Here is an 18,576-nt window from a genome sequence, read left to right on the forward strand (position 1 = left end):
CTACGACGCCGTCGTAACGGGCCCCGATCCATGATCAAGGAGTCATCCCTGTGAAGACGATTGACGATCATCAGGTCGCCGGGCAGCGGGTCTTCGTCCGCGCCGATCTGAACGTCCCGCTCGACGGCGAGACGATCACCGACGACGGCCGGATCCGCGCCGCCGTCCCGACGATCACCAAGCTCCTGGACCGGGGCGCCAAGGTGATCGTCGCCTCGCACCTGGGCCGCCCCAAGGGCGCCCCGGACCCCCAGTACTCGCTCGCCCCGGTCGCCCGGCGGCTCGGCGAACTCCTCGGCAAGCAGGTCGCCTTCGCAACCGACACCGTGGACGACAGCGCTCAGGCCACCGTGGCGGCCCTTGGCGACGGCGAGGTCGCGCTGCTGGAGAACCTGCGCTTCAACGCCGGTGAGACCAGTAAGGACGACGCCGAGCGCGGCGCCTTCGCCGACCGGCTCGCCGCCCTCGCCGACCTCTATGTGGGTGACGGCTTCGGCGCGGTCCACCGCAAGCACGCCTCGGTGTACGACCTCCCGGCGCGGCTGCCGCACGCAGCGGGCGACCTGATCGCCGCCGAGCTCACCGTCCTGAAGAAGCTCACCGAGGACGTCAAGCGGCCCTACGCGGTGGTCCTCGGCGGCGCCAAGGTCTCCGACAAGCTCGGCGTGATCGACCACCTGCTGGAGAAGGCCGACCGCATCCTGATCGGCGGCGGCATGGCGTACACCTTCCTCAAGGCCCAGGGCCACGAGGTCGGCGGCTCACTGCTGCAGGAGGACCAGGTCCCGGCGGTCCAGGACTATCTGCGCCGGGCCGAGGAGCGCGGTGTGGAGTTCGTGCTCCCGGTCGATGTCACGGCCGCGCCCGAATTCCCGGACCTGAAGACCAAGGCCCCCGCGAACCCACGGCTCGTCGCCGCGGACGCGATTCCGGCCGACCTCCAGGGCCTGGACATCGGCCCGGAGACGCGCAAGCTCTACGCCTCGAAGCTGGCCGACGCCGCCACCGTCTTCTGGAACGGCCCCATGGGCGTCTTCGAGCACCCCGACTACGCCGAGGGCACCCGGGCCGTGGCCCAGGCGCTCCTGGACAGCCCGGCCTTCACCGTGGTCGGTGGCGGCGACTCCGCCGCGGCCGTACGCATCCTGGGCTTCGACGAGAACGCTTTCGGCCACATCTCGACCGGCGGTGGAGCGAGCCTCGAATACCTCGAGGGCAAGACGCTCCCCGGCCTCGCCGCACTGGAGGACTGAACACCGTGAGTGACCGCATTCCGCTGATGGCGGGCAACTGGAAGATGAACCTCAACCACCTCGAGGCCATCGCCCACGTCCAGAAGCTCGCCTTCGGGCTCGCCGACAAGGACTACGAGGCCGTGGAGGTCGCGGTGCTGCCGCCCTTCATCGATCTGCGGTCCGTGCAGACCCTGGTCGACGGCGACAAGCTGAAGATCAAGTACGGCGCCCAGGACATCTCGGCACATGACTCCGGCGCCTACACCGGCGAGATCTCCGGCCCGATGCTGGCCAAGCTCAGGTGCGCCTACGCCGTCGTCGGGCACTCGGAGCGGCGCCAGTACCACGACGAGACCGACGAGCTGTGCAACGCCAAGGTCAAGGCGGCCTTCCGCAACGACCTCACCCCGATCCTGTGCGTCGGCGAGGGCCTCGACGTCCGCAAGGCGGGCAACCAGGTCGCGCACACCCTCGCCCAGGTGGACGGGGGCCTGAAGGACGTCCCGGCCGAGCAGGCCGAGACCATCGTGATCGCCTACGAGCCGGTCTGGGCGATCGGCACCGGCGAGGTCGCGACCCCCGAGGACGCCCAGGAGGTCTGCGGGGCGATCCGCGGCCGGCTCGCCGAGCTCTACGGCCAGGAGGTCGCCGACAAGGTCAGGATCCAGTACGGCGGCTCGGTGAAGTCGGGGAACGTCGCCGCGATCATGGCCAAGCCGGATGTGGACGGCGCCCTGATCGGCGGCGCGTCGCTGGACGCGGACGAATTCGTCAAGATCGTTCGTTTCCGCGACCAGTGAGTAGGCCCTAGCGCGCGCGTCGTCGTACCCTGTCGGGGGTCGAGGCGGTGGAAATCGCACCGTCCGGCCCCCGACGTCCGTACAAGCCCGAGAAGGTTGGTCCAGCTGTGATCATGGGGTTCTCGATCGCCCTCATCATCTTCAGCCTGCTGCTGATGATGTTGGTGCTCATGCACAAGGGGAAGGGCGGCGGCCTGTCCGACATGTTCGGTGGCGGCATGCAGTCCTCGGTGGGCGGCTCCTCGGTCGCCGAGCGCAACCTGGACCGCATCACCGTGGTGGTCGGGCTGCTGTGGTTCGTCTGCATCGTCGTGCTCGGGTTGCTGATGAAGCTCGACTGAGGGTCCGCCGGCGGGGCCCGTCCGGGACTCGGCTGACGCCCGATAACTGACGTACCGTCGTCAGCGGGGCCCATATGCGGCCTATGATGGCATGGCGTCCTCCGTGACGGGTGTAACTCCTCTCACTGGACGCGCGTTGGGCCTTACGTAGACTGGGGCGCCGGGCGGCGAAGCTGCCAATCGAGGCTTCGCGGCACCATCACGCAGGGAGTTACGACCGTGGCAAGTGGCAACGCGATCCGTGGAAGTCGGGTCGGGGCGGGGCCGATGGGAGAAGCCGAGCGAGGCGAATCGGCGCCGCGCCTGCGCATCTCCTTCTGGTGCTCGAACGGGCATGAGACCGTGCCGAGCTTCGCCAGCGACGCGCAGATCCCTGACACGTGGGACTGCCCCCGCTGCGGCTTCCCGGCCGGCAAGGACCGGGACAACCCGCCGGACCCGCCGCGCACCGAGCCGTACAAGACGCATCTGGCGTACGTACGGGAGCGGCGCAGCGACGCCGACGGCGAGGCGATCCTCGCCGAGGCACTCGCCAAGCTCCGGGGCGAGATCTAGACACACAACGCGGTACGACGGCCCGGCCGGGCACCTCCTGTGAGGGGTGCGCGGCCGGGCCGTTGTCAGTGGCGCGGGCTACGGTCATGAGGTGCTCGATCACCGGGGGGAGCCGTCCCGCCGGGTGGGGGCCGACGCATGGGGCGGAGGGGGATCGTCATGGCCGCGGTGGACGCCGCTGAGCTGGGTGCCGGGAAGCCGGCGGGGCCCGCGTGGCGCGGGGGGTTCGGGCGGCTGTGGGCGGCCGCCGTCGTATCCCGGTTCGGGGACGCGCTGCGGGGTGCGGCGCTGCCGCTGCTGGCCGTCTCGCTGACCGATTCGCCGGTGCTGGTCTCGCTCGTGACCGCCTGCGGCTTTCTGCCCTGGCTGCTGTTCGGGCTGATCGGCGGGGCCATCGCGGACCGGGTGGACCAGCGGCGGGCGATGTGGGCGGTGGACGGCGTGCGGGCCGTCCTGATGGCGGGGTTCGCCGTCGCGGTGTGGCTGGACCGGGCCACCATCGGGCTGCTGCTCGTCCTCGCCTTCGCCCTCACCACGCTGCAGACCCTGTTCGACAACGCGGCCACGGCGCTGCTGCCGTCCGTGGTGGGGCAGCAGGCGCTGGGCCGGGCCAACTCCCGGCTGATGACCGGGCAGGAGGTCATGGGCCGGTTCGTGGGCGCCCCGCTGGTCCCGGTGCTGCTCGGCCTCGGCGCCGCGATGCCGTACGCGGCGGACGCGGCCACCTATCTCGCCGCCGCCGCGCTGGTCGCCTCGCTGGGGGCGGCACCCCCCGAGCGGGCCCCGCGCCCGCCGGGCGGGTCGCTGCGGCGCGATATCGCCGAGGGCCTGGCCGTGCTGTGGCGGGACCGCGCGCTGCGGGCGCTGTGCGCCTCCACCACGCTGTGCAACATCGGCATCGGCGCGCTCATCGCCACTCTGGTAGTGCACATCACCGGCTGGCTGGACGCCGGGAACACCGGCTACGCGGCGGTCATCACCGTCTACGGGATCGGCAGCGTGGCCGGGGGCCTGGTGGCCGCCCGGCTCACCGAGAAGCTGGGGCGCGCCCGTGCCCTCGTGGTGTGCGGCACCGCGCAGATCGGCGCCCTGGCCGCCCTCGGGGCGATACGGAGCCTGCCGGTCGCGGTCGCCGCCATGGGCCTCTTCGGCTTCGCGGGGATCGTCTGGAACGTCACCGAGGTGACGATGATGCAGCAGCGCAGCCCAGACGGGGCACTCGGGCGGGTGAGCTCGGCCTTCCGTACGCTGTCGATCGCGGGCGCCCCGCTCGGCGCGCTGCTGGGCGGGGTGATGGCCGAGGCATGGGGGCTCAATACCCCGGCGCTGGGGGCCGCCGCGCTCTTCGTCTGCGGGGTGGCGGCCCTCGTTCCAGGAATGCGGCCCGTCATCAATTAGGTTGGTGGCACGGGGGCCAGGTACCGACGAGAAGTGGGCTGATGTCCGAGATGAACATGGAAGGCCGCACCAGGCTGGACCAGCTGCCGGAATGGCACGCGCTGGCCGCACACCGCAAGGAGCTGGGCGACGCTCATCTGCGCGACCTGTTCGCGGGCGACCCGGAGCGCGGGAGCCGCCTCACCCTTCAGGTCGGCGATCTCCACGTCGACTACTCCAAGCACCTGGTGACCGACGAGACCCTGCGGCTGCTGCGCGAACTGGCGAGCGCCACCAAGGTGGCCGAGCTGCGCGACGCCATGTTCCGCGGCGAGCGGATCAACACCACCGAGGACCGCTCGGTGCTGCACATCGCGCTGCGCGCACCGCACTCCGCGGAGATCAAGGCGGACGGGCAGGACGTCGTCGGCGAAGTGCACGCCGTGCTCGCCAAGATGGCCGTCTTCGCCGACCGCGTCAGGTCCGGCGACTGGACCGGCCACACCGGCAAGCGGATCCGACACGTCGTCAACATCGGCATCGGCGGCTCCGATCTGGGCCCGAAGATGGCGTACGAGGCGCTGCGCTCCTACAGCGACCGCTCGATGACGTTCCGGTTCGTCTCCAATGTGGACGGGGCGGATCTGCACGAGGCGGTGCGCGACCTGGACCCCGCCGAGACGCTGTTCATCGTCGCCTCCAAGACCTTCACCACCATCGAGACCATCACCAACGCCGTCTCCGCCCGCGACTGGCTGCTGACCGGGCTCCGGGCCGGTCAGGAGGCCGTCGCCAAGCACTTCGTGGCGGTGTCGACCAACGCCGAGAAGGTCGCCGAGTTCGGCATCGACACGGACAACATGTTCGGGTTCTGGGACTGGGTCGGCGGGCGCTACTCCTACGACTCGGCCATCGGTCTCTCCCTGATGGTCGCCATCGGCCCGGACTGCTTCCGCGAGATGCTGGCCGGCTTCCACCTGGTCGACGAGCACTTCTCCACCGCCCCGCCGGAGCAGAACGTCCCGCTGCTGATGGGCCTGCTGGGCATCTGGTACGACAACTTCCACGGCGCCCAGGCACATGCCGTCCTGCCCTACAGCCACTATCTGTCGCGGTTCACCGACTATTTGCAGCAGCTGGACATGGAGTCCAACGGCAAGCATGTGGACCGGGACGGGAACCGCGTCGGCTGGCAGACCGGCCCCATCGTCTGGGGCACCCCCGGCACCAACGGCCAGCACGCCTACTACCAGCTGCTCCACCAGGGCACCAAGCTGGTCCCGGCCGATCTGATCGGCTTCGCGCGGCCGGTGAAGGATCTGCCGCCCGGGCTGGAGTCCCATCACGACCTGCTGATGGCCAACCTCTTCGCCCAGGGCCAGGCGCTGGCCTTCGGCAAGACCGCCGAGGAGGTCGCCGCCGAGGGAGTGCCCGAGGAGCTGGTGCCGCACAAGACCTTCGACGGCAATCGCCCCACCACCACGATCCTCGCCCACGAGCTGACCCCGTCGGTGCTGGGGCAGCTGGTCGCCCTCTATGAGCACAAGGTCTTCGTCCAGGGCGCGGTGTGGAACATCGACTCCTTCGACCAGTGGGGAGTGGAGCTGGGCAAGGTGCTCGCCAAGCGCGTCGAGCCCGCCCTGACCGAGGGCGCCGAGGTGCCCGGTCTGGACACCTCCACCGAGCACCTGGTCGCCACCTACCGCTCGCTGCGCGGCCGCTGAGGCCTGAGAGGGCCGGAAAACCTTCCGGCCCTCACGACAACGAACGGTCCCCCGGGCGCCTGAAGCGCCCGGGGGACCGTCGTATGCGATACGAGGGTTACGGCGACGCCGGGGGGTACAGCTCGCGTGGCAGCCCCGCCGCCGCGGCCCGGTCCAGCAACCACAGCGTCCGGCCGCGACCGCGCGCGCCCGCCGCCGGAGCCTGCAGCTCCCCGGCGCCCGACAGCGCTATCGTGACCGCCTTCGCCTTGTCCTCACCGGCCGCCAGCAGCCACACCTCCCGTGCCGCGCGGATCGCGGGCAGGGTCAGCGAGATCCGCACCGGCGGCGGCTTGGGCGCGCCGCGCACCCCGACCACCATCCGCTCGGTCTCCCGGACGGCGGGCAGCTCGGGGAAGAGCGAGGCCACATGGGTGTCCGGGCCGACGCCGAGCAGGGTTACGTCGAACGACGGCACCGCGCCGTGGTTCTCCGGCCGCGCGGCCCCGGCCAGCTCGGTCGCGTACGCCTCGGCGGCGGCGTCCACATCGCCGCCGTGGGGTCCGTCGGACGCGGGCATCGCGTGCACCCGCGCCGGGTCCAGCTCCACCGCGTCCAGCAGCGCCTCGCGGGCCTGTGTGACATTGCGGTCCGCATGCCCGTCGGGCAGGAATCGCTCATCGCCCCACCACAGGTCCAGCCGCGACCAGTCGACCGCGTCGCGCGCCGGGGAGGCGCCGAGCGCGGCCAGCAGGCCGTTGCCGTTGCGCCCGCCGGTCAGGACGACCGAGGCCGAGCCACGGGCGGCCTGGGCGTCCACGATCTTCGTGATCAGCCGGGCCGCCGCGGCCTGGGCCATCAGCTCCTTGTCGCGGTGGACGACCACCTGTGGTGCGGTCATTTGTCCGCCTTCCCGTCCGCCTTCTGCTCCTGGGACTTCGGGGGGTGGGGCTTGGGAGCCGGCGGCTGTGCCGGTGCCTGCGGCGGGTTCTTCGGCGAGCCCGGAGCGTGCTCCGAGGGCGTCTCCGGGTCCCGGGTCGGCAGCGGCGGCAGGTCCGCCCCGGGCGGCACCACCTGGGTCGCCGGGGCGGCCTTGGCGTCCCGCTCCAGCGTCCCCACGCCGCCCTTGCCCAGCCTGCTGACGCCGAACTTCACCGACGACTCGTAGCTCTCGTCGGGGTCCAGCCGGCGCAGCTCCTCGGCGATCAGCTCCGACATCTCACGCCGCTGCAGCGCCACATGCCGGTCGGGCTGGCCCGGCATGGCCAGCTCGGCCAGCGAGCCGTTCGCCCGGTCCAGGCAGACCACGCCGTCGGCCGTCTCCAGCCGCACCGCGGTCAGCCCGGGGCCCTCCGAGACCTGCCGGTCCACCGGGACCCCCAGCCGCTGGGCGAGCCACAGCGCGAGCAGCTCGCTGCTCGGGTTGTACGCCTCGCCCTCGACGACCGCGGAGGTGATCGGGGAGTGCCGCTGGTCCAGGGCCGCGGCCAGGACGCTGCGCCACGGGGTGATCCGGGTCCACGCCAGGTCGGTGTCGCCCGGGGTGTAGGTGGCGGCCCGCAGCCCGAGGGCCGCGACCGGGTCCTCGGTGGCCTGGGCGTCGGTGATCCGGCGCTGGGCCAGCTGCCCGAGCAGATCCTCGGCGGGGTGCTCCGGGGCGTCCTCCGGCCACCACACCACCACCGGGGCGTCCGGCAGCAGCAGCGGCAGGACCACCGAGTAGGCGTGGTTGGCGAGTTCGCCGTGCAGCCGCAGCAGCACCGTCTCGCCGGTGCCGGTCTCGCCGCCGACCCGCACCTCGGCGTCCATCCGGGCCATCTTGCGGTCGCGCGGCGACCGGCCCGGCCGCTTGATGACGACCAGCGTGCGCGAGGGGTGTTCCTTGGACGCCTCGCTCGCCGCCCGCAGCGCGTCGTAGTGGTTGCCCTCGTCGGTGACGATGACGAGGGTGAGCACCATGCCCACGGCCGGGGTACCGGTGGCCCGGCGTGCCTGGACCAGAGCGGAGTTGATCCGGCTGGACGTGGTGTCCGTGAGATCGATGTTCATGGCCGCCGCCAGCTCCGTCCGTCTCGTGCGAGCATCTCGTCCGCGGCTTTCGGCCCCCAGGTACCGGAGGTGTACTGCTCGGGCCTGCCGTGCTGGTCCCAGTACTCCTCGATCGGGTCCAGGATCCGCCAGGACTGCTCGACCTCCTCATGGCGCGGGAAGAGGTTCGCCTCGCCGAGCAGGACGTCCAGCAGCAGCCGCTCGTACGCCTCGGGGCTGGACTCGGTGAAGGACTCGCCGTACTGGAAGTCCATCGTCACGTCCCGGATCTCCATGGAGGTGCCGGGCACCTTGGAACCGAACCGGATGGTGACGCCCTCGTCCGGCTGCACCCGGATGACCAGGGCGTTCTGCCCCAGCTCCTGGGTGTCGGTGGCATCGAAGGGGGAGTGCGGAGCGCGCTGGAAGACCACCGCGATCTCGGTGACCCGCCGCCCCAGCCGCTTGCCGGTGCGCAGGTAGAAGGGGACACCCGCCCAGCGGCGGTTGTCGATCTCCAGCTTGATCGCGGCGTAGGTGTCGGTCTTCGAGTGGGGGTCGATGCCCTCCTCCTCGAGGTAGCCGTGCACCTCCTCACCACCCTGCCAGCCGGGGGCGTACTGGGCGCGCACCGTGTGCTTGCCCAGGTCCTTGGGCAGCTTGACCGCCCTGAGCGCCTTCAGCTTCTCGGTGACCAGGGAGGACGCGTCGAAGGAGGCGGGCTCCTCCATGGCGGTCAGCGCGAGTAGCTGCAGCAGGTGGTTCTGGATGACGTCGCGGGCCGCGCCGATGCCGTCGTAGTAGCCCGCGCGCCCGCCGATGCCGATGTCCTCGGCCATGGTGATCTGTACATGGTCGACGTACGACCGGTTCCAGATCGGCTCGAACATCGTGTTGGCGAAGCGCAGCGCCAGGATGTTCTGGACCGTCTCCTTGCCCAGGTAGTGGTCGATCCGGAAGACGTCACTGGGCCGGAAGACCTCGTGGACGACCTGGTTGAGATCCTGGGCGCTCTTCAGGTCGTGGCCGAAGGGCTTCTCGATGACCGCGCGCCGCCAGGAGTCGCCCTGCCCGTGCGACAGCCCGTGCTTCTTGAGCTGCTGGACGACGGTGGGGAAGAACTTCGGCGGGACCGACAGATAGAAGGCGAAGTTGCCGCCGGTGCCGCGCGCCTTGTCGAGCTCCTCTATGGTCGCCCGCAGCTGGACGAAAGCCTCGTCGTCGTCGAACACGCCGGGGACGAAGCGGAACCCCTCGGCCAGCTGCTGCCAGACCTCCTCGCGGAACGGGGTCCGCGCGTGCTCCTTGACCGCGTCGTGTACGACCTGGGCGAAGTCCTCGTTCTCCCAGTCGCGGCGGGCGAAGCCGACGAGTGAGAAGCCCGGGGGCAGCAGCCCGCGGTTGGCCAGGTCGTAGATGGCCGGCATCAGCTTCTTACGGGACAGGTCGCCCGTGACGCCGAAGATCACGAGGCCGGACGGCCCCGCGATGCGCGGGAGCCGCCGGTCTCGTGGGTCACGCAGCGGATTGCTGCTGCTCACGTTTTCATGCCTCCGAGGGTGCGAGGCGCTTGAGCTCCGCCTCGGTGGACTTCAGCAGGTCGTTCCACGAGGACGCGAACTTCTCGACGCCCTCGTCCTCCAGCACCTGGACGACGTCGTCGTAGGAGATCCCGATCCCGGCCAGCGCGTCGAGGTCGGCCTTGGCCTGCTCGTACGTGCCGCGCACGGCGTCGCCGCGGATCTCGCCGTGGTCGGCGACCGCCTCCAGGGTGGCCTCCGGCATGGTGTTGACGGTGCCGGGGGCGACCAGATCCACGACGTACATGGTGTCCTTGTACGCCGGGTCCTTGACACCGGTCGAGGCCCACAGCGGACGCTGCTTGTTGGCGTTCGCGCGGTCCAGGACGTCCCAGCGGTCGGAGCTGAAGACCTCCTCGTACGCCTGGTACGCGAGGCGGGCGTTGGCGACGGCGGCCTTGCCGCGCAGCGCCTTGGCCTCGTCGGTGCCGAGCTTGTCGATGCGCTTGTCGATCTCGGTGTCCACGCGGGAGACGAAGAAGGACGCCACCGAGTGGATCTTCTGCAGGTCAAGACCCGCGGCCTTGGCCTTCTCCAGACCGGCCAGGAAGGCGTCCATGACCGCGCGGTACCGCTCCAGGGAGAAGATCAGGGTGACATTGACGCTGATGCCCAGGCCGATCACCTCGGTGATCGCGGGCAGCCCCGCCTCGGTCGCCGGGATCTTGATGAAGGTGTTGGGCCGGTCCACCAGCCAGGCCAGCTGCTTGGCCTCGGCGATGGTGGCGGCCGTGTTGTGGGCCAGGCGCGGGTCCACCTCGATGGATACCCGGCCGTCCTGGCCGCCCGTCGCGTCGTACACCGGCCGGAGGATGTCGGCCGCGTCGCGGACGTCCGCCGTGGTGATCATGCGGACGGCTTCCTCGACGGTGACCCGGCGGACCGCGAGGTCGGCCACCTGCTGCTGGTAGCCGTCACCGCCGGAGATCGCCTTCTGGAAGATCGACGGGTTGGTGGTGACGCCTACGACATGCTGCTGGTCGATCAGCTCGGCCAGATTGCCGGAAGTGATCCTCTTGCGGGAGAGGTCGTCGAGCCAGATGGCGACGCCTTCGTCGGCCAGCCGCTTGAGTGCGTCTGTCATGGGGTGTGTTCTCCTACTCGTCGCACTTACGTCGTCTGTGGGGTCAGCGCCCGGCGGCGTCGAGGGACTCGCGGGCGGCGGTGACCACGGCCTCGGCGGTGAGGCCGAACTCCCGGAAGAGCACCTTGTAGTCGGCCGAGGCGCCGAAGTGCTCGAGCGAGACGATGCGGCCGGCCTCGCCGACGTAGCGGTACCAGGTCAGGCCGATACCCGCCTCGACGGCCACCCGAGCCTTGACGGACGGCGGCAGCACTGTCTCCCGGTACCCCTTGTCCTGCTCCTCGAACCACTCGACCGAGGGCATCGACACAACGCGGGTGGGAATCCCGGCGGCCTGGAGCTGCTCGCGCGCCTCCACGGCGAGCTGCACCTCGGAACCGGTGCCGATGAGGATGACCCGCGGCTGACCGCCCTCGGCCTCGAAGAGGACGTAACCGCCCTTGGCGGCGTTCTCGTCGGCCTCGTAGGTCGGCACGTTCTGCCGGGTCAGCGCCAGACCGTGCGGAGCCGGGTTCGCGGTGTGGCGGCGGGTGATCTCCCGCCATGCGATGGCCGTCTCGTTGGCGTCGGCCGGGCGGACCACGTTCAGGCCCGGGATGGCGCGCAGCACGGACAGGTGCTCCACCGGCTGGTGGGTCGGGCCGTCCTCGCCGAGGCCGATGGAGTCGTGCGTCCACACGTAGGTGACCGGCAGCTTCATCAGCGCGGCGAGCCGGACGGCCGGGCGCATGTAGTCGGAGAAGACCAGGAAGGTACCGCCGTAGACACGGGTGTTGCCGTGCAGCGCGATGCCGTTCATGGTCGAGCCCATGGCGTGCTCGCGGATGCCGAAGTGGATCGTGCGGCCGTACGGGTCGGCCTCCGGCAGCGGGTTGCCCTTCGGGAGGAAGGACGAGGACGCGTCGATCGTGGTGTTGTTGGAGCCCGCGAGGTCGGCGGAGCCGCCCCACAGCTCGGGGAGCACCCCGCCGAGCGCCTTGAGCACCTGGCCGGACGCCTTACGGGTGGCGACGTCCTTGCCCGGTTCGAAGACCGGCAGCGCGCTCTCCCAGCCCTCGGGCAGCTCGCCCGCGGTGATCCGGTCGAACAGGGCGGCCCGCTCGGAGTTGGCGTTCCGCCACTCCTGGAGCTTCTTGTCCCAGGCGGCGTGGGCCTCGCGGCCGCGCTCGACCAGGGCGCGGGTGTGGTTGATGACCTCCGTGTCGACCGCGAAGTGCTGCTCGGGGTCGAAGCCGAGGACGCGCTTGGTGGCGGCGACCTCGTCGGCGCCCAGCGCCGAGCCGTGGGACGCCTCGGTGTTCTGCGCGTTCGGGGCGGGCCAGGCGATGATCGTACGGGCCGCGATGATCGAGGGGCGCTCGGTCTCGGCCTGCGCCGCCTTCAGCGCCGCGTGCAACGCGTGGATGTCGAAGTCGCCGCTCTCGGCCTGCTCGATGCGCTGGACGTGCCAGCCGTACGCCTCGTAGCGCTTCAGCACGTCCTCGGAGAGCGCGGTCGCGGTGTCGCCCTCGATCGAGATGTGGTTGTCGTCGTACAGGGCGACGATGTTGCCCAGCTTCTGGTGGCCGGCCAGCGAGGACGCCTCGGCGGAGATGCCCTCCTCCAGGTCGCCGTCGGAGACGATCGCCCAGATGGTGTGGTCGAACGGAGAGGCGCCCTCGGGCGCCTCCGGGTCGAACAGGCCACGCTCGTAGCGGGCGGCCATCGCCATGCCCACCGCGTTGGCGATGCCCTGGCCCAGCGGGCCGGTGGTGGTTTCGACACCGGTGGTGTGGCCGAACTCGGGGTGCCCCGGGGTCTTGCTGCCCCAGGTGCGGAACGACCGCAGATCGTCGAGCTCCAGCCCGAAGCCCGCCAGGTACAGCTGGACGTAGAGGGTCAGGCTGGTGTGCCCGGGGGAGAGGACGAAGCGGTCCCGGCCCGCCCAGCCCGCGTCGGAGGGGTCGTGCCGCATCAGCTTCTGGAAGAGCAGGTACGCGGCGGGCGCGAGGCTCATGGCCGTGCCAGGGTGGCCGTTACCGACCTTCTGTACGGAGTCCATGGCCAGGACCCGGGCCGTGTCGACGGCTCGCTGGTCCAGATCGGTCCACTCGAGGTCTGTGGTAGTCGGCTTGGTGCTCACCCTGAGTCAGGGCTCCTCTCCACAATGTCGAAATCCGGTGACCGTATGTACACCGGCGTTGTCGAGCCTACCCCTGGAACAACGGTCGTCTTTTCGAGTTCCACCCAACGGGATAAGGAACGAATTCCGAGGTTGCCGCATTCCCTCCGGGGCCCGTCCGAAGGACGTCCCGGGCCCTACGGAAGGCGCCGTTCCGGGCTCTGCCGGGCCCGTCGCCCCCCGGGCGTGGCCGCCTTACGGGCGCCTTGCCGTCCGCCTACAACACGAGGGACCCCGGCGGCGGGCGGCGCATCCGCTACGTCTAGAGTGGCGTGGTACGCGCAAGTCTTTACCGGCTCTTCATGTCCGGTGCTTGCTTGTTCTTGCTTCCACCAGGGGTGTGCGTGACGGCCGTCGAATCCCGTCCTGCGGGGGTGCTCGAGACGAGCGAAACGAGCTCCGGTCACCGGCCGTTCGGGGCCCGTGTCAAGGCGTTCGTGGCGCTGACGAAGCCGCGCGTCATCGAACTGCTGCTGATGACGACGGTGCCGGTCATGTTCCTGGCCGCCGAGGGCGTCCCGGACCTGTGGCTGGTGGTCGCCACCTGCGTCGGCGGCTATCTGTCCGCCGGTGGCGCCGCCGCGTTCAACATGTATTACGACCGGGACATCGACGCGCTGATGGAGCGCACCGCGCAGCGCCCGCTCGTGACCGGCATGGTCTCGCCGCGGGAATGCCTCGTCTTCGCCTTCGCGCTCGCGGCGGGGTCGACGGCCTGGTTCTGGGCGCTGGTCAACCCGCTGTCCGCGATGCTGTCGCTCGGCGCGTTGGCCTTCTACGTCGTCGTCTACACCATGTGGCTCAAGCGCCGCACCTCGCAGAACATCGTCTGGGGCGGCATCGCGGGCTGCATGCCCGTGCTCATCGGCTGGTCCTCGGTGACCAACGAGGTCTCCTGGGCCGCCGTCATCCTCTTCCTCGTGATCTTCTTCTGGACGCCGCCGCACTACTGGCCGCTGTCGATGAAGGTCAAGGACGACTACGAGCGGGCCAGCGTGCCGATGCTGCCGGTGATCGCGGGCAACAAGGCGGTCGCGCGCCAGATCGTCCTCTACAGCTGGGCCATGGTCGGCGTCTCGCTGCTGCTGTGGCCGCTGGGCTACACCGGCTGGTTCTATCCCGTCGTCGCGGCCGTGCTGGGCGGGTTCTGGCTCAAGGAGGCGCACGGTCTCCAGGCGCGCGCCAGGGCCGGGATCACGGGCGCGAAGCTCAAGGAGATGCGGCTGTTCCACTGGTCGATCACCTATGTGTCGCTGCTCTTCGTCGCCGTCGCCGTGGACCCTTTCCTGCGGTGATTACCGGCGGGTAGCATCGGCTGTATGGCAGACACCACCCAGCCGGAGACACCCGAGAGCGGCGAGTCGGCCGCCCAGCCCTCCGCGCCGGAAGCACCGGCCAAGCCGCCCAAGCCCGCCAAGCCGTCCAAGGACGAGAAGCGGGCCGATCGGCTCGCCCGCCAGATCACGGCCTTCGCCGGGAGTCACGGCGGCGCCGAGGGGCAGATCGCGCACATCGGGCGCGGCGCCGTCCGGATCGCACTCGTGGGCGCCGACGGCGAATGGGGCGTCCTCGTGGCCGCCTCCCAGGACAGCGCGCGGCGCGCCGCCGAGCTCGCCGGGCTGACCCTCAGGGACGACTTCGACGGCGAACTCGCCGCCAAGGTCCGCACCGGTCCGTACGAGTGGACGCGCATGGCGGGCATCCAGCTCGGCGGACCCGGCAACCCTCCGGCGGCCGCCTCGTAGAACGCCTGATAACGGGTCCGGCGACACCTCGCGCCCCTTCCGTCCGTTAAGCCCGTCGATGCCGGAGGGCGAGGAGGCGGGCGGCGATGCACGAGGCGACGGACTCCCCGGATACCGTGGGCCCGCCGATCGGTCCGGTCCCCCGCGACGGGCCGGCCCCGGCGGCGGGGCCGATCACCCTGCCGCCGCTGGTCGACCAGCACAGCCACGGCACGGTCGACGGCGAGCTCGGAGTCGGCTCGTTCGAAACCCATCTGGCGGCCGCCGCCGGGTCCGGGGCGGCCCCGGCCGGCACCACCTTCTTCGACAGCTGGACCGGCCTCGCGGTGCGCCGCTGGTGCCCCCCGCTGCTGGGCATGGAGCCCCACTGCGCGCCCGTCAGCTATCTCGCCCGCCGCCGTGAGCTGGGCGCCTACCGCGCCGCGCGGCTGCTGCTGCGCGGCGCGGGCATCGGCACCTTTCTGCTGGAGTCCGGCGCCCGGGACGACCTCAGCACCCCGGACGAGCTGGCCGCGGCCGCCGACGGCACGGTCCTCGAGGTGGTCCGGCTGGAGCCGCTGGCCGAGCAGGTCGCCGACACCTCCGGCACGGTCGACGCCTTCATCGGCAACACCGCGGAGGCCCTGTACGCGGCGGCCCAGCACGCGACCGCCTTCGCCATGGGGATCGCCTTCTGCGACGAGCTCCCGCCCGACCCGCGCGAGGTGCGGCGCGCCGCCGCCCGCTGGCTCGCGCTCACCGGCCGCCCGGCCCGGGACCGTGCCCCCGACCCCGCGCTCGCCCGGCATCTGCTGTGGAGCGCCGTGGCGACCGGTCTTCCGGTGCAGCTGCATTGTGCCGATCCGCAGTCGCTCATCGGCTTCCTGCGCGCCACGGCGGGCTTCGGCACCGATCTGGTGCTGCTGCCGGACCGGCCGCACCACCGGCGGGCGGCCCAGCTCGCCGCGGCCTTCCCGCACGTCTACGCGGACGCAGGGCCGCGGCCCGGGGAGACCCTGGGCGAGGCGCCGTTCGGCAAGCTGCTGTTCTCGACGGGCGCGCGGGCGCTGCCCGAGCTGTATGTGACCGCTTCCCGGCTGTTCGGCCAGGCCATGGCCCGGCTGGCCGAGGAGTGGGTCGGCGAGGGGATCTGCACCCGGGCCGAGGCCCAGCGGATCGCCGGGCTGGTCGCGGCCGGGACCGCGCGCCGGGTCTACCGGCTGGACGCGGCCGGCTCGGGCTGAACGGTCTCGTGGTCGCCGGTGGGGGCGGGCGCGGCCGCCGGAAGGGCGGCGCGCTCGCGCTGGGCGAGCAGCACCCGCAGCACCGCGATCCACACCAGGCAGGAGCCGAGCATGTGGATGCCGACGACGACCTCGGGCAGATGGGTGAAGTACTGCACGTACCCGATCACGCCCTGCGCGAGCAGCACGACGAGGAGCTCCAGGACCGTACGGCGCTGGGCGGCGGGGGCCTTCACGGCCCGCAGCGTGAACCACAGGGCGACGGTGAGGCCCAGCACGATGTAGACGAAGTCCACATGCAGCTGGGTGATCTCCTGCCAGTTCAGCGGGATGCGGTGCACCTTACGGGCGTCACCCGCGTGCGGGCCCGCGCCGGTGACCACCGTGCCGATCAGGATCAGCGCCAGGGTCGCGCCGACCAGCAGCCAGGTCAGCTGGCGCACCGGCCGGGCGATGAGGTCGCGTGGTTCACCGTCACCCTCGCGAGCCCGCTGCCAGACCACCATCGCCACCGTGAGGAGCGCGGAGGACAGCAGGAAGTGCGAGCTGACGATGTACGGGTTGAGTCCGGTGAGGACCACGATGCCGCCGACGACGGCGTTGCCCATCACGATCCAGAACTGGGTCCAGCCCAGCCGGGTGAGGGAGCGGCGCACCGGCGTGCGGGCCCGCGCGGCGATGATCAGCACACCGACGAAGACGCACAGGACGTACGTCAGCATGCGGTTGGTGAACTCGATGACACCGTTGATGCCCATGTCGGCGGTGGGCGTGAGGCTGGACGGGGTGCACTTGGGCCAGGTGTCACAGCCCAGGCCGGACTGGGTGAGCCGGACCGCGCCCCCGGTCACCACGATGACCACGGCCATCACCACGGTGGCCAGCGCGGCCCGCTCCACGAAGCGCGCGGAGGGCTGCCAGCGCCGGGCGATCAGCTCGAAGGGATTCAGCGAATTCGGCACCCGCCCATCGTAGGCCGCCGCTTGTGCAGCTTTTCACGAGGGGTTGTGTTCCGGTAAAGCCGCAGGCTGTAAGGGCCGCCTCGGGCTACTCCCAGCGGAAGAAGCGGGCCGCCGCGCCCAGCCCCAGCACCGCCCAGACCGCCAGGATCCCCAGATCCCGCCACGGCATCCCGGCCCCGTCCTGGAGGACGTCCCGGAGTCCGCCCGAGAGCGCCGAGATCGGCAGCAGCTCCAGCGCGCTCCGCACGGCGCCCGGGAACTTGTCCAGCGACACGATGACGCCGCCCGACACGAGCAGCAGCAGGAAGACCAGATTCGCGGCGGCCAAGGTCGCCTCGGCCTTCAGGGTGCCCGCCATCAGCAGCCCGAGGCCGGAGAACGCCGCGGTGCCGAGGATCAGCAGCAGCGCGACGGAGAGCGGGTCGCCGTGCGGCGACCAGCCGAGCGCCAGCGCGATCGCGGTCAGCAGCACGATCTGCATCACCTCGGTGACCAGTACCGCACAGGTCTTGGCGGCCATCAGCCCCCACCGCGGCAGCGGTGAGACGGCGAGCCGCTTGAGCACGCCGTAGCGCCGCTCGAAGCCGGTGGCGATGGCCTGTCCGGTGAACGCCGTGGACAGCACGGCGAGCGCCAGCACGCCGGGCGCCAGGAAGTCCACCGTGCTGCCGTCCGAGCCGGTGTCGACGATGTCGACGGTGCTGAAGAGCACCAGCACCAGGGACGGGATGACGACGGTCAGCAGCAGCTGCTCGCCGTTGCGCAGCAGCATCCGGGTCTCCAGCGCGGCCTGCGCCCGGATCATCCGCGGCAGCGGGGCCGCCCCCGGCTTGGGGAGAAATGTGCCCGTGGCGGTCACGCTCGCAGCTCCTTACCGGTGAGCTCCAGGAAGACGTCCTCGAGGGTGTGCCGCTCGACCGAGATCCGGTCCGGCATCACCCCGTTCTGCGCGCACCAGGTGGTGACGGTGGCCAGCATCTGGGGGTTGACCTTGCCGGTGACGCGGTACGAGCCGGACGTCAGCTCGGCGGCCGTGGAGTCGGCGGGCAGCGCCTTGAGCAGCGAGGCCAGGTCGAGCGCGGGGCGGCCGATGAAGCGCAGGGTGTTCTCGGCGCCGCCCCGGCACAGCTCCTCCGGGGTGCCCCGGGCGATCACCTTGCCGCCGTCGATGATCGCCACATCGTCGGCGAGCTGCTCGGCCTCGTCCATGTAGTGGGTCGTCAGCATCACGGTGACCCCGTCGTCGCGCAGATCGCGGATGAGGTCCCAGGTGGCGCGGCGGGCCTGTGGGTCGAGCCCGGCGGTCGGCTCGTCGAGGAAGACCAGCTCGGGGCGGCCGACGACGGCCATGGCGAGCGCGAGCCGCTGCTGCTGGCCCCCGGAGAGCCGCCGGTAGGTGGTCCGGCCGCAGGAGCCGAGGCCGAGCCGCTCGATCAGCGGATTCACCTCCACCGGATGCGCGTGGAGGGAGGCGGTGTGGCGCAGCATCTCTTCTGCGCGCGCGCCGGAATAAACGCCTCCGGACTGGAGCATCACCCCGACCCGGGGGCGCAGCGCCGGGGCGTCCCTGACCGGGTCGAGCCCGAATATCCGGACCGTCCCGGCGTCGGGGCGGCGGTACCCCTCGCAGGTCTCGACGGTGGTGGTCTTACCGGCTCCGTTGGGGCCCAGAACGGCGGTCACGGTGCCCCGGCCGACGGACAGATCGAGCCCGTCGACCGCGGTCTTCGGGCCGTACCGCTTGACCAGGCCGACGATGTCGACCGCGGGCTCTTCTCGCAT

17 protein-coding genes are annotated in these 18,576 nt (G+C 71.1%); 9 read left to right on the forward strand and 8 right to left on the reverse strand.

Translation table 11 applies throughout. The features are described from left to right. Window positions 1-50: 50 nt before the first annotated feature. The 6 genes from ACMTAK_RS36975 to pgi all read left to right on the forward strand — a co-directional run bounded on the left by ACMTAK_RS36975 (window position 51) and on the right by pgi (window position 6,032). Window positions 51-1,253 carry a phosphoglycerate kinase gene (locus ACMTAK_RS36975; RefSeq protein ID WP_413810188.1) on the forward strand — a complete coding sequence of 401 codons (1,203 nt, stop codon included), beginning with the start codon at window positions 51-53 and terminating at the stop codon, window positions 1,251-1,253. Window positions 1,254-1,258: 5 nt separating this feature from the next. Further along, window positions 1,259-2,035, forward strand: coding sequence for a triose-phosphate isomerase (gene tpiA, locus ACMTAK_RS36980; RefSeq protein WP_262702712.1), 777 nt, complete (start codon window positions 1,259-1,261; stop codon window positions 2,033-2,035). Window positions 2,036-2,148: 113 nt separating this feature from the next. Further along, on the forward strand, window positions 2,149-2,376 hold the full coding sequence (gene secG, locus ACMTAK_RS36985) for a preprotein translocase subunit SecG (protein WP_014059875.1): 228 nt from the start codon (window positions 2,149-2,151) through the stop codon (window positions 2,374-2,376). Window positions 2,377-2,595: 219 nt separating this feature from the next. Continuing rightward, window positions 2,596-2,931 carry an RNA polymerase-binding protein RbpA gene (locus ACMTAK_RS36990; RefSeq protein WP_009718803.1) on the forward strand — a complete coding sequence of 112 codons (336 nt, stop codon included), beginning with the start codon at window positions 2,596-2,598 and terminating at the stop codon, window positions 2,929-2,931. A gap of 159 nt (window positions 2,932-3,090) precedes the next feature. Then, window positions 3,091-4,329: an MFS transporter gene (locus ACMTAK_RS36995; protein WP_413810189.1), complete on the forward strand. Its 1,239-nt coding sequence runs from the start codon at window positions 3,091-3,093 to the stop codon at window positions 4,327-4,329. A 50-nt stretch (window positions 4,330-4,379) separates the two neighbouring features. After that, on the forward strand, window positions 4,380-6,032 hold the full coding sequence (pgi, locus tag ACMTAK_RS37000) for a glucose-6-phosphate isomerase (RefSeq protein WP_413813108.1): 1,653 nt from the start codon (window positions 4,380-4,382) through the stop codon (window positions 6,030-6,032). Between the two features lie 97 nt (window positions 6,033-6,129). On the opposite strand, the gene pgl is transcribed toward pgi, so the two are convergent. From pgl to tkt, 5 genes are read right to left on the reverse strand one after another with little or no spacing between them, the layout of a single operon-like run. Continuing rightward, complete coding sequence (gene pgl, locus ACMTAK_RS37005; RefSeq protein ID WP_413810190.1) at window positions 6,130-6,912, reverse strand: 6-phosphogluconolactonase; 783 nt, start codon at window positions 6,910-6,912, stop codon at window positions 6,130-6,132. Next, window positions 6,909-8,060, reverse strand: coding sequence for a glucose-6-phosphate dehydrogenase assembly protein OpcA (opcA, locus tag ACMTAK_RS37010; RefSeq protein ID WP_413810191.1), 1,152 nt, complete (start codon window positions 8,058-8,060; stop codon window positions 6,909-6,911). Before opcA ends, pgl begins: the two co-directional genes overlap by 4 nt. Further along, window positions 8,057-9,580 (reverse strand): glucose-6-phosphate dehydrogenase, encoded by a 1,524-nt coding sequence (gene zwf, locus ACMTAK_RS37015; protein WP_413810192.1) that lies wholly within the window; start codon window positions 9,578-9,580, stop codon window positions 8,057-8,059. The genes opcA and zwf overlap by 4 nt, the downstream gene beginning before the upstream one ends. Before the next feature lie 4 nt (window positions 9,581-9,584). Then, a complete protein-coding gene (gene tal, locus ACMTAK_RS37020; protein ID WP_413810193.1) occupies window positions 9,585-10,703 on the reverse strand; it encodes a transaldolase in 1,119 nt (372 codons plus the stop codon). Between the two features lie 43 nt (window positions 10,704-10,746). After that, window positions 10,747-12,825, reverse strand: coding sequence for a transketolase (tkt, locus tag ACMTAK_RS37025; protein WP_413810194.1), 2,079 nt, complete (start codon window positions 12,823-12,825; stop codon window positions 10,747-10,749). 383 nt (window positions 12,826-13,208) lie between these two features. Between tkt and ACMTAK_RS37030 the strand changes: the two genes are divergently transcribed. The 3 genes from ACMTAK_RS37030 (at window position 13,209) to ACMTAK_RS37040 (ending at window position 15,832) form a co-directional block, all read left to right on the forward strand. Next, complete coding sequence (locus ACMTAK_RS37030) at window positions 13,209-14,159, forward strand: heme o synthase (protein WP_413810195.1); 951 nt, start codon at window positions 13,209-13,211, stop codon at window positions 14,157-14,159. A gap of 24 nt (window positions 14,160-14,183) precedes the next feature. Then, a complete protein-coding gene (locus ACMTAK_RS37035) occupies window positions 14,184-14,609 on the forward strand; it encodes a hypothetical protein (protein WP_413810196.1) in 426 nt (141 codons plus the stop codon). An 86-nt stretch (window positions 14,610-14,695) separates the two neighbouring features. Further along, window positions 14,696-15,832: an amidohydrolase gene (locus ACMTAK_RS37040; protein ID WP_413810197.1), complete on the forward strand. Its 1,137-nt coding sequence runs from the start codon at window positions 14,696-14,698 to the stop codon at window positions 15,830-15,832. Here ACMTAK_RS37040 and ACMTAK_RS37045 read toward each other — a convergent pair. The 3 genes from ACMTAK_RS37045 to ACMTAK_RS37055 all read right to left on the reverse strand — a co-directional run bounded on the left by ACMTAK_RS37045 (window position 15,802) and on the right by ACMTAK_RS37055 (window position 18,576). Further along, complete coding sequence (locus ACMTAK_RS37045; protein ID WP_413810198.1) at window positions 15,802-16,794, reverse strand: COX15/CtaA family protein; 993 nt, start codon at window positions 16,792-16,794, stop codon at window positions 15,802-15,804. The two genes, ACMTAK_RS37040 and ACMTAK_RS37045, sit on opposite strands and share 31 nt — an antisense overlap. An 85-nt stretch (window positions 16,795-16,879) precedes the next feature. Continuing rightward, window positions 16,880-17,653 carry an ABC transporter permease gene (locus tag ACMTAK_RS37050; protein ID WP_413810199.1) on the reverse strand — a complete coding sequence of 258 codons (774 nt, stop codon included), beginning with the start codon at window positions 17,651-17,653 and terminating at the stop codon, window positions 16,880-16,882. Beyond that, window positions 17,650-18,576, reverse strand: coding sequence for an ABC transporter ATP-binding protein (locus ACMTAK_RS37055; RefSeq protein ID WP_413810200.1), 927 nt, complete (start codon window positions 18,574-18,576; stop codon window positions 17,650-17,652). The genes ACMTAK_RS37050 and ACMTAK_RS37055 overlap by 4 nt, the downstream gene beginning before the upstream one ends.

The organism is Streptomyces lacaronensis, from assembly GCF_047337785.1.
Taxonomy (GTDB): Bacteria; Actinomycetota; Actinomycetes; order Streptomycetales; family Streptomycetaceae; genus Streptomyces; species Streptomyces lycopersici.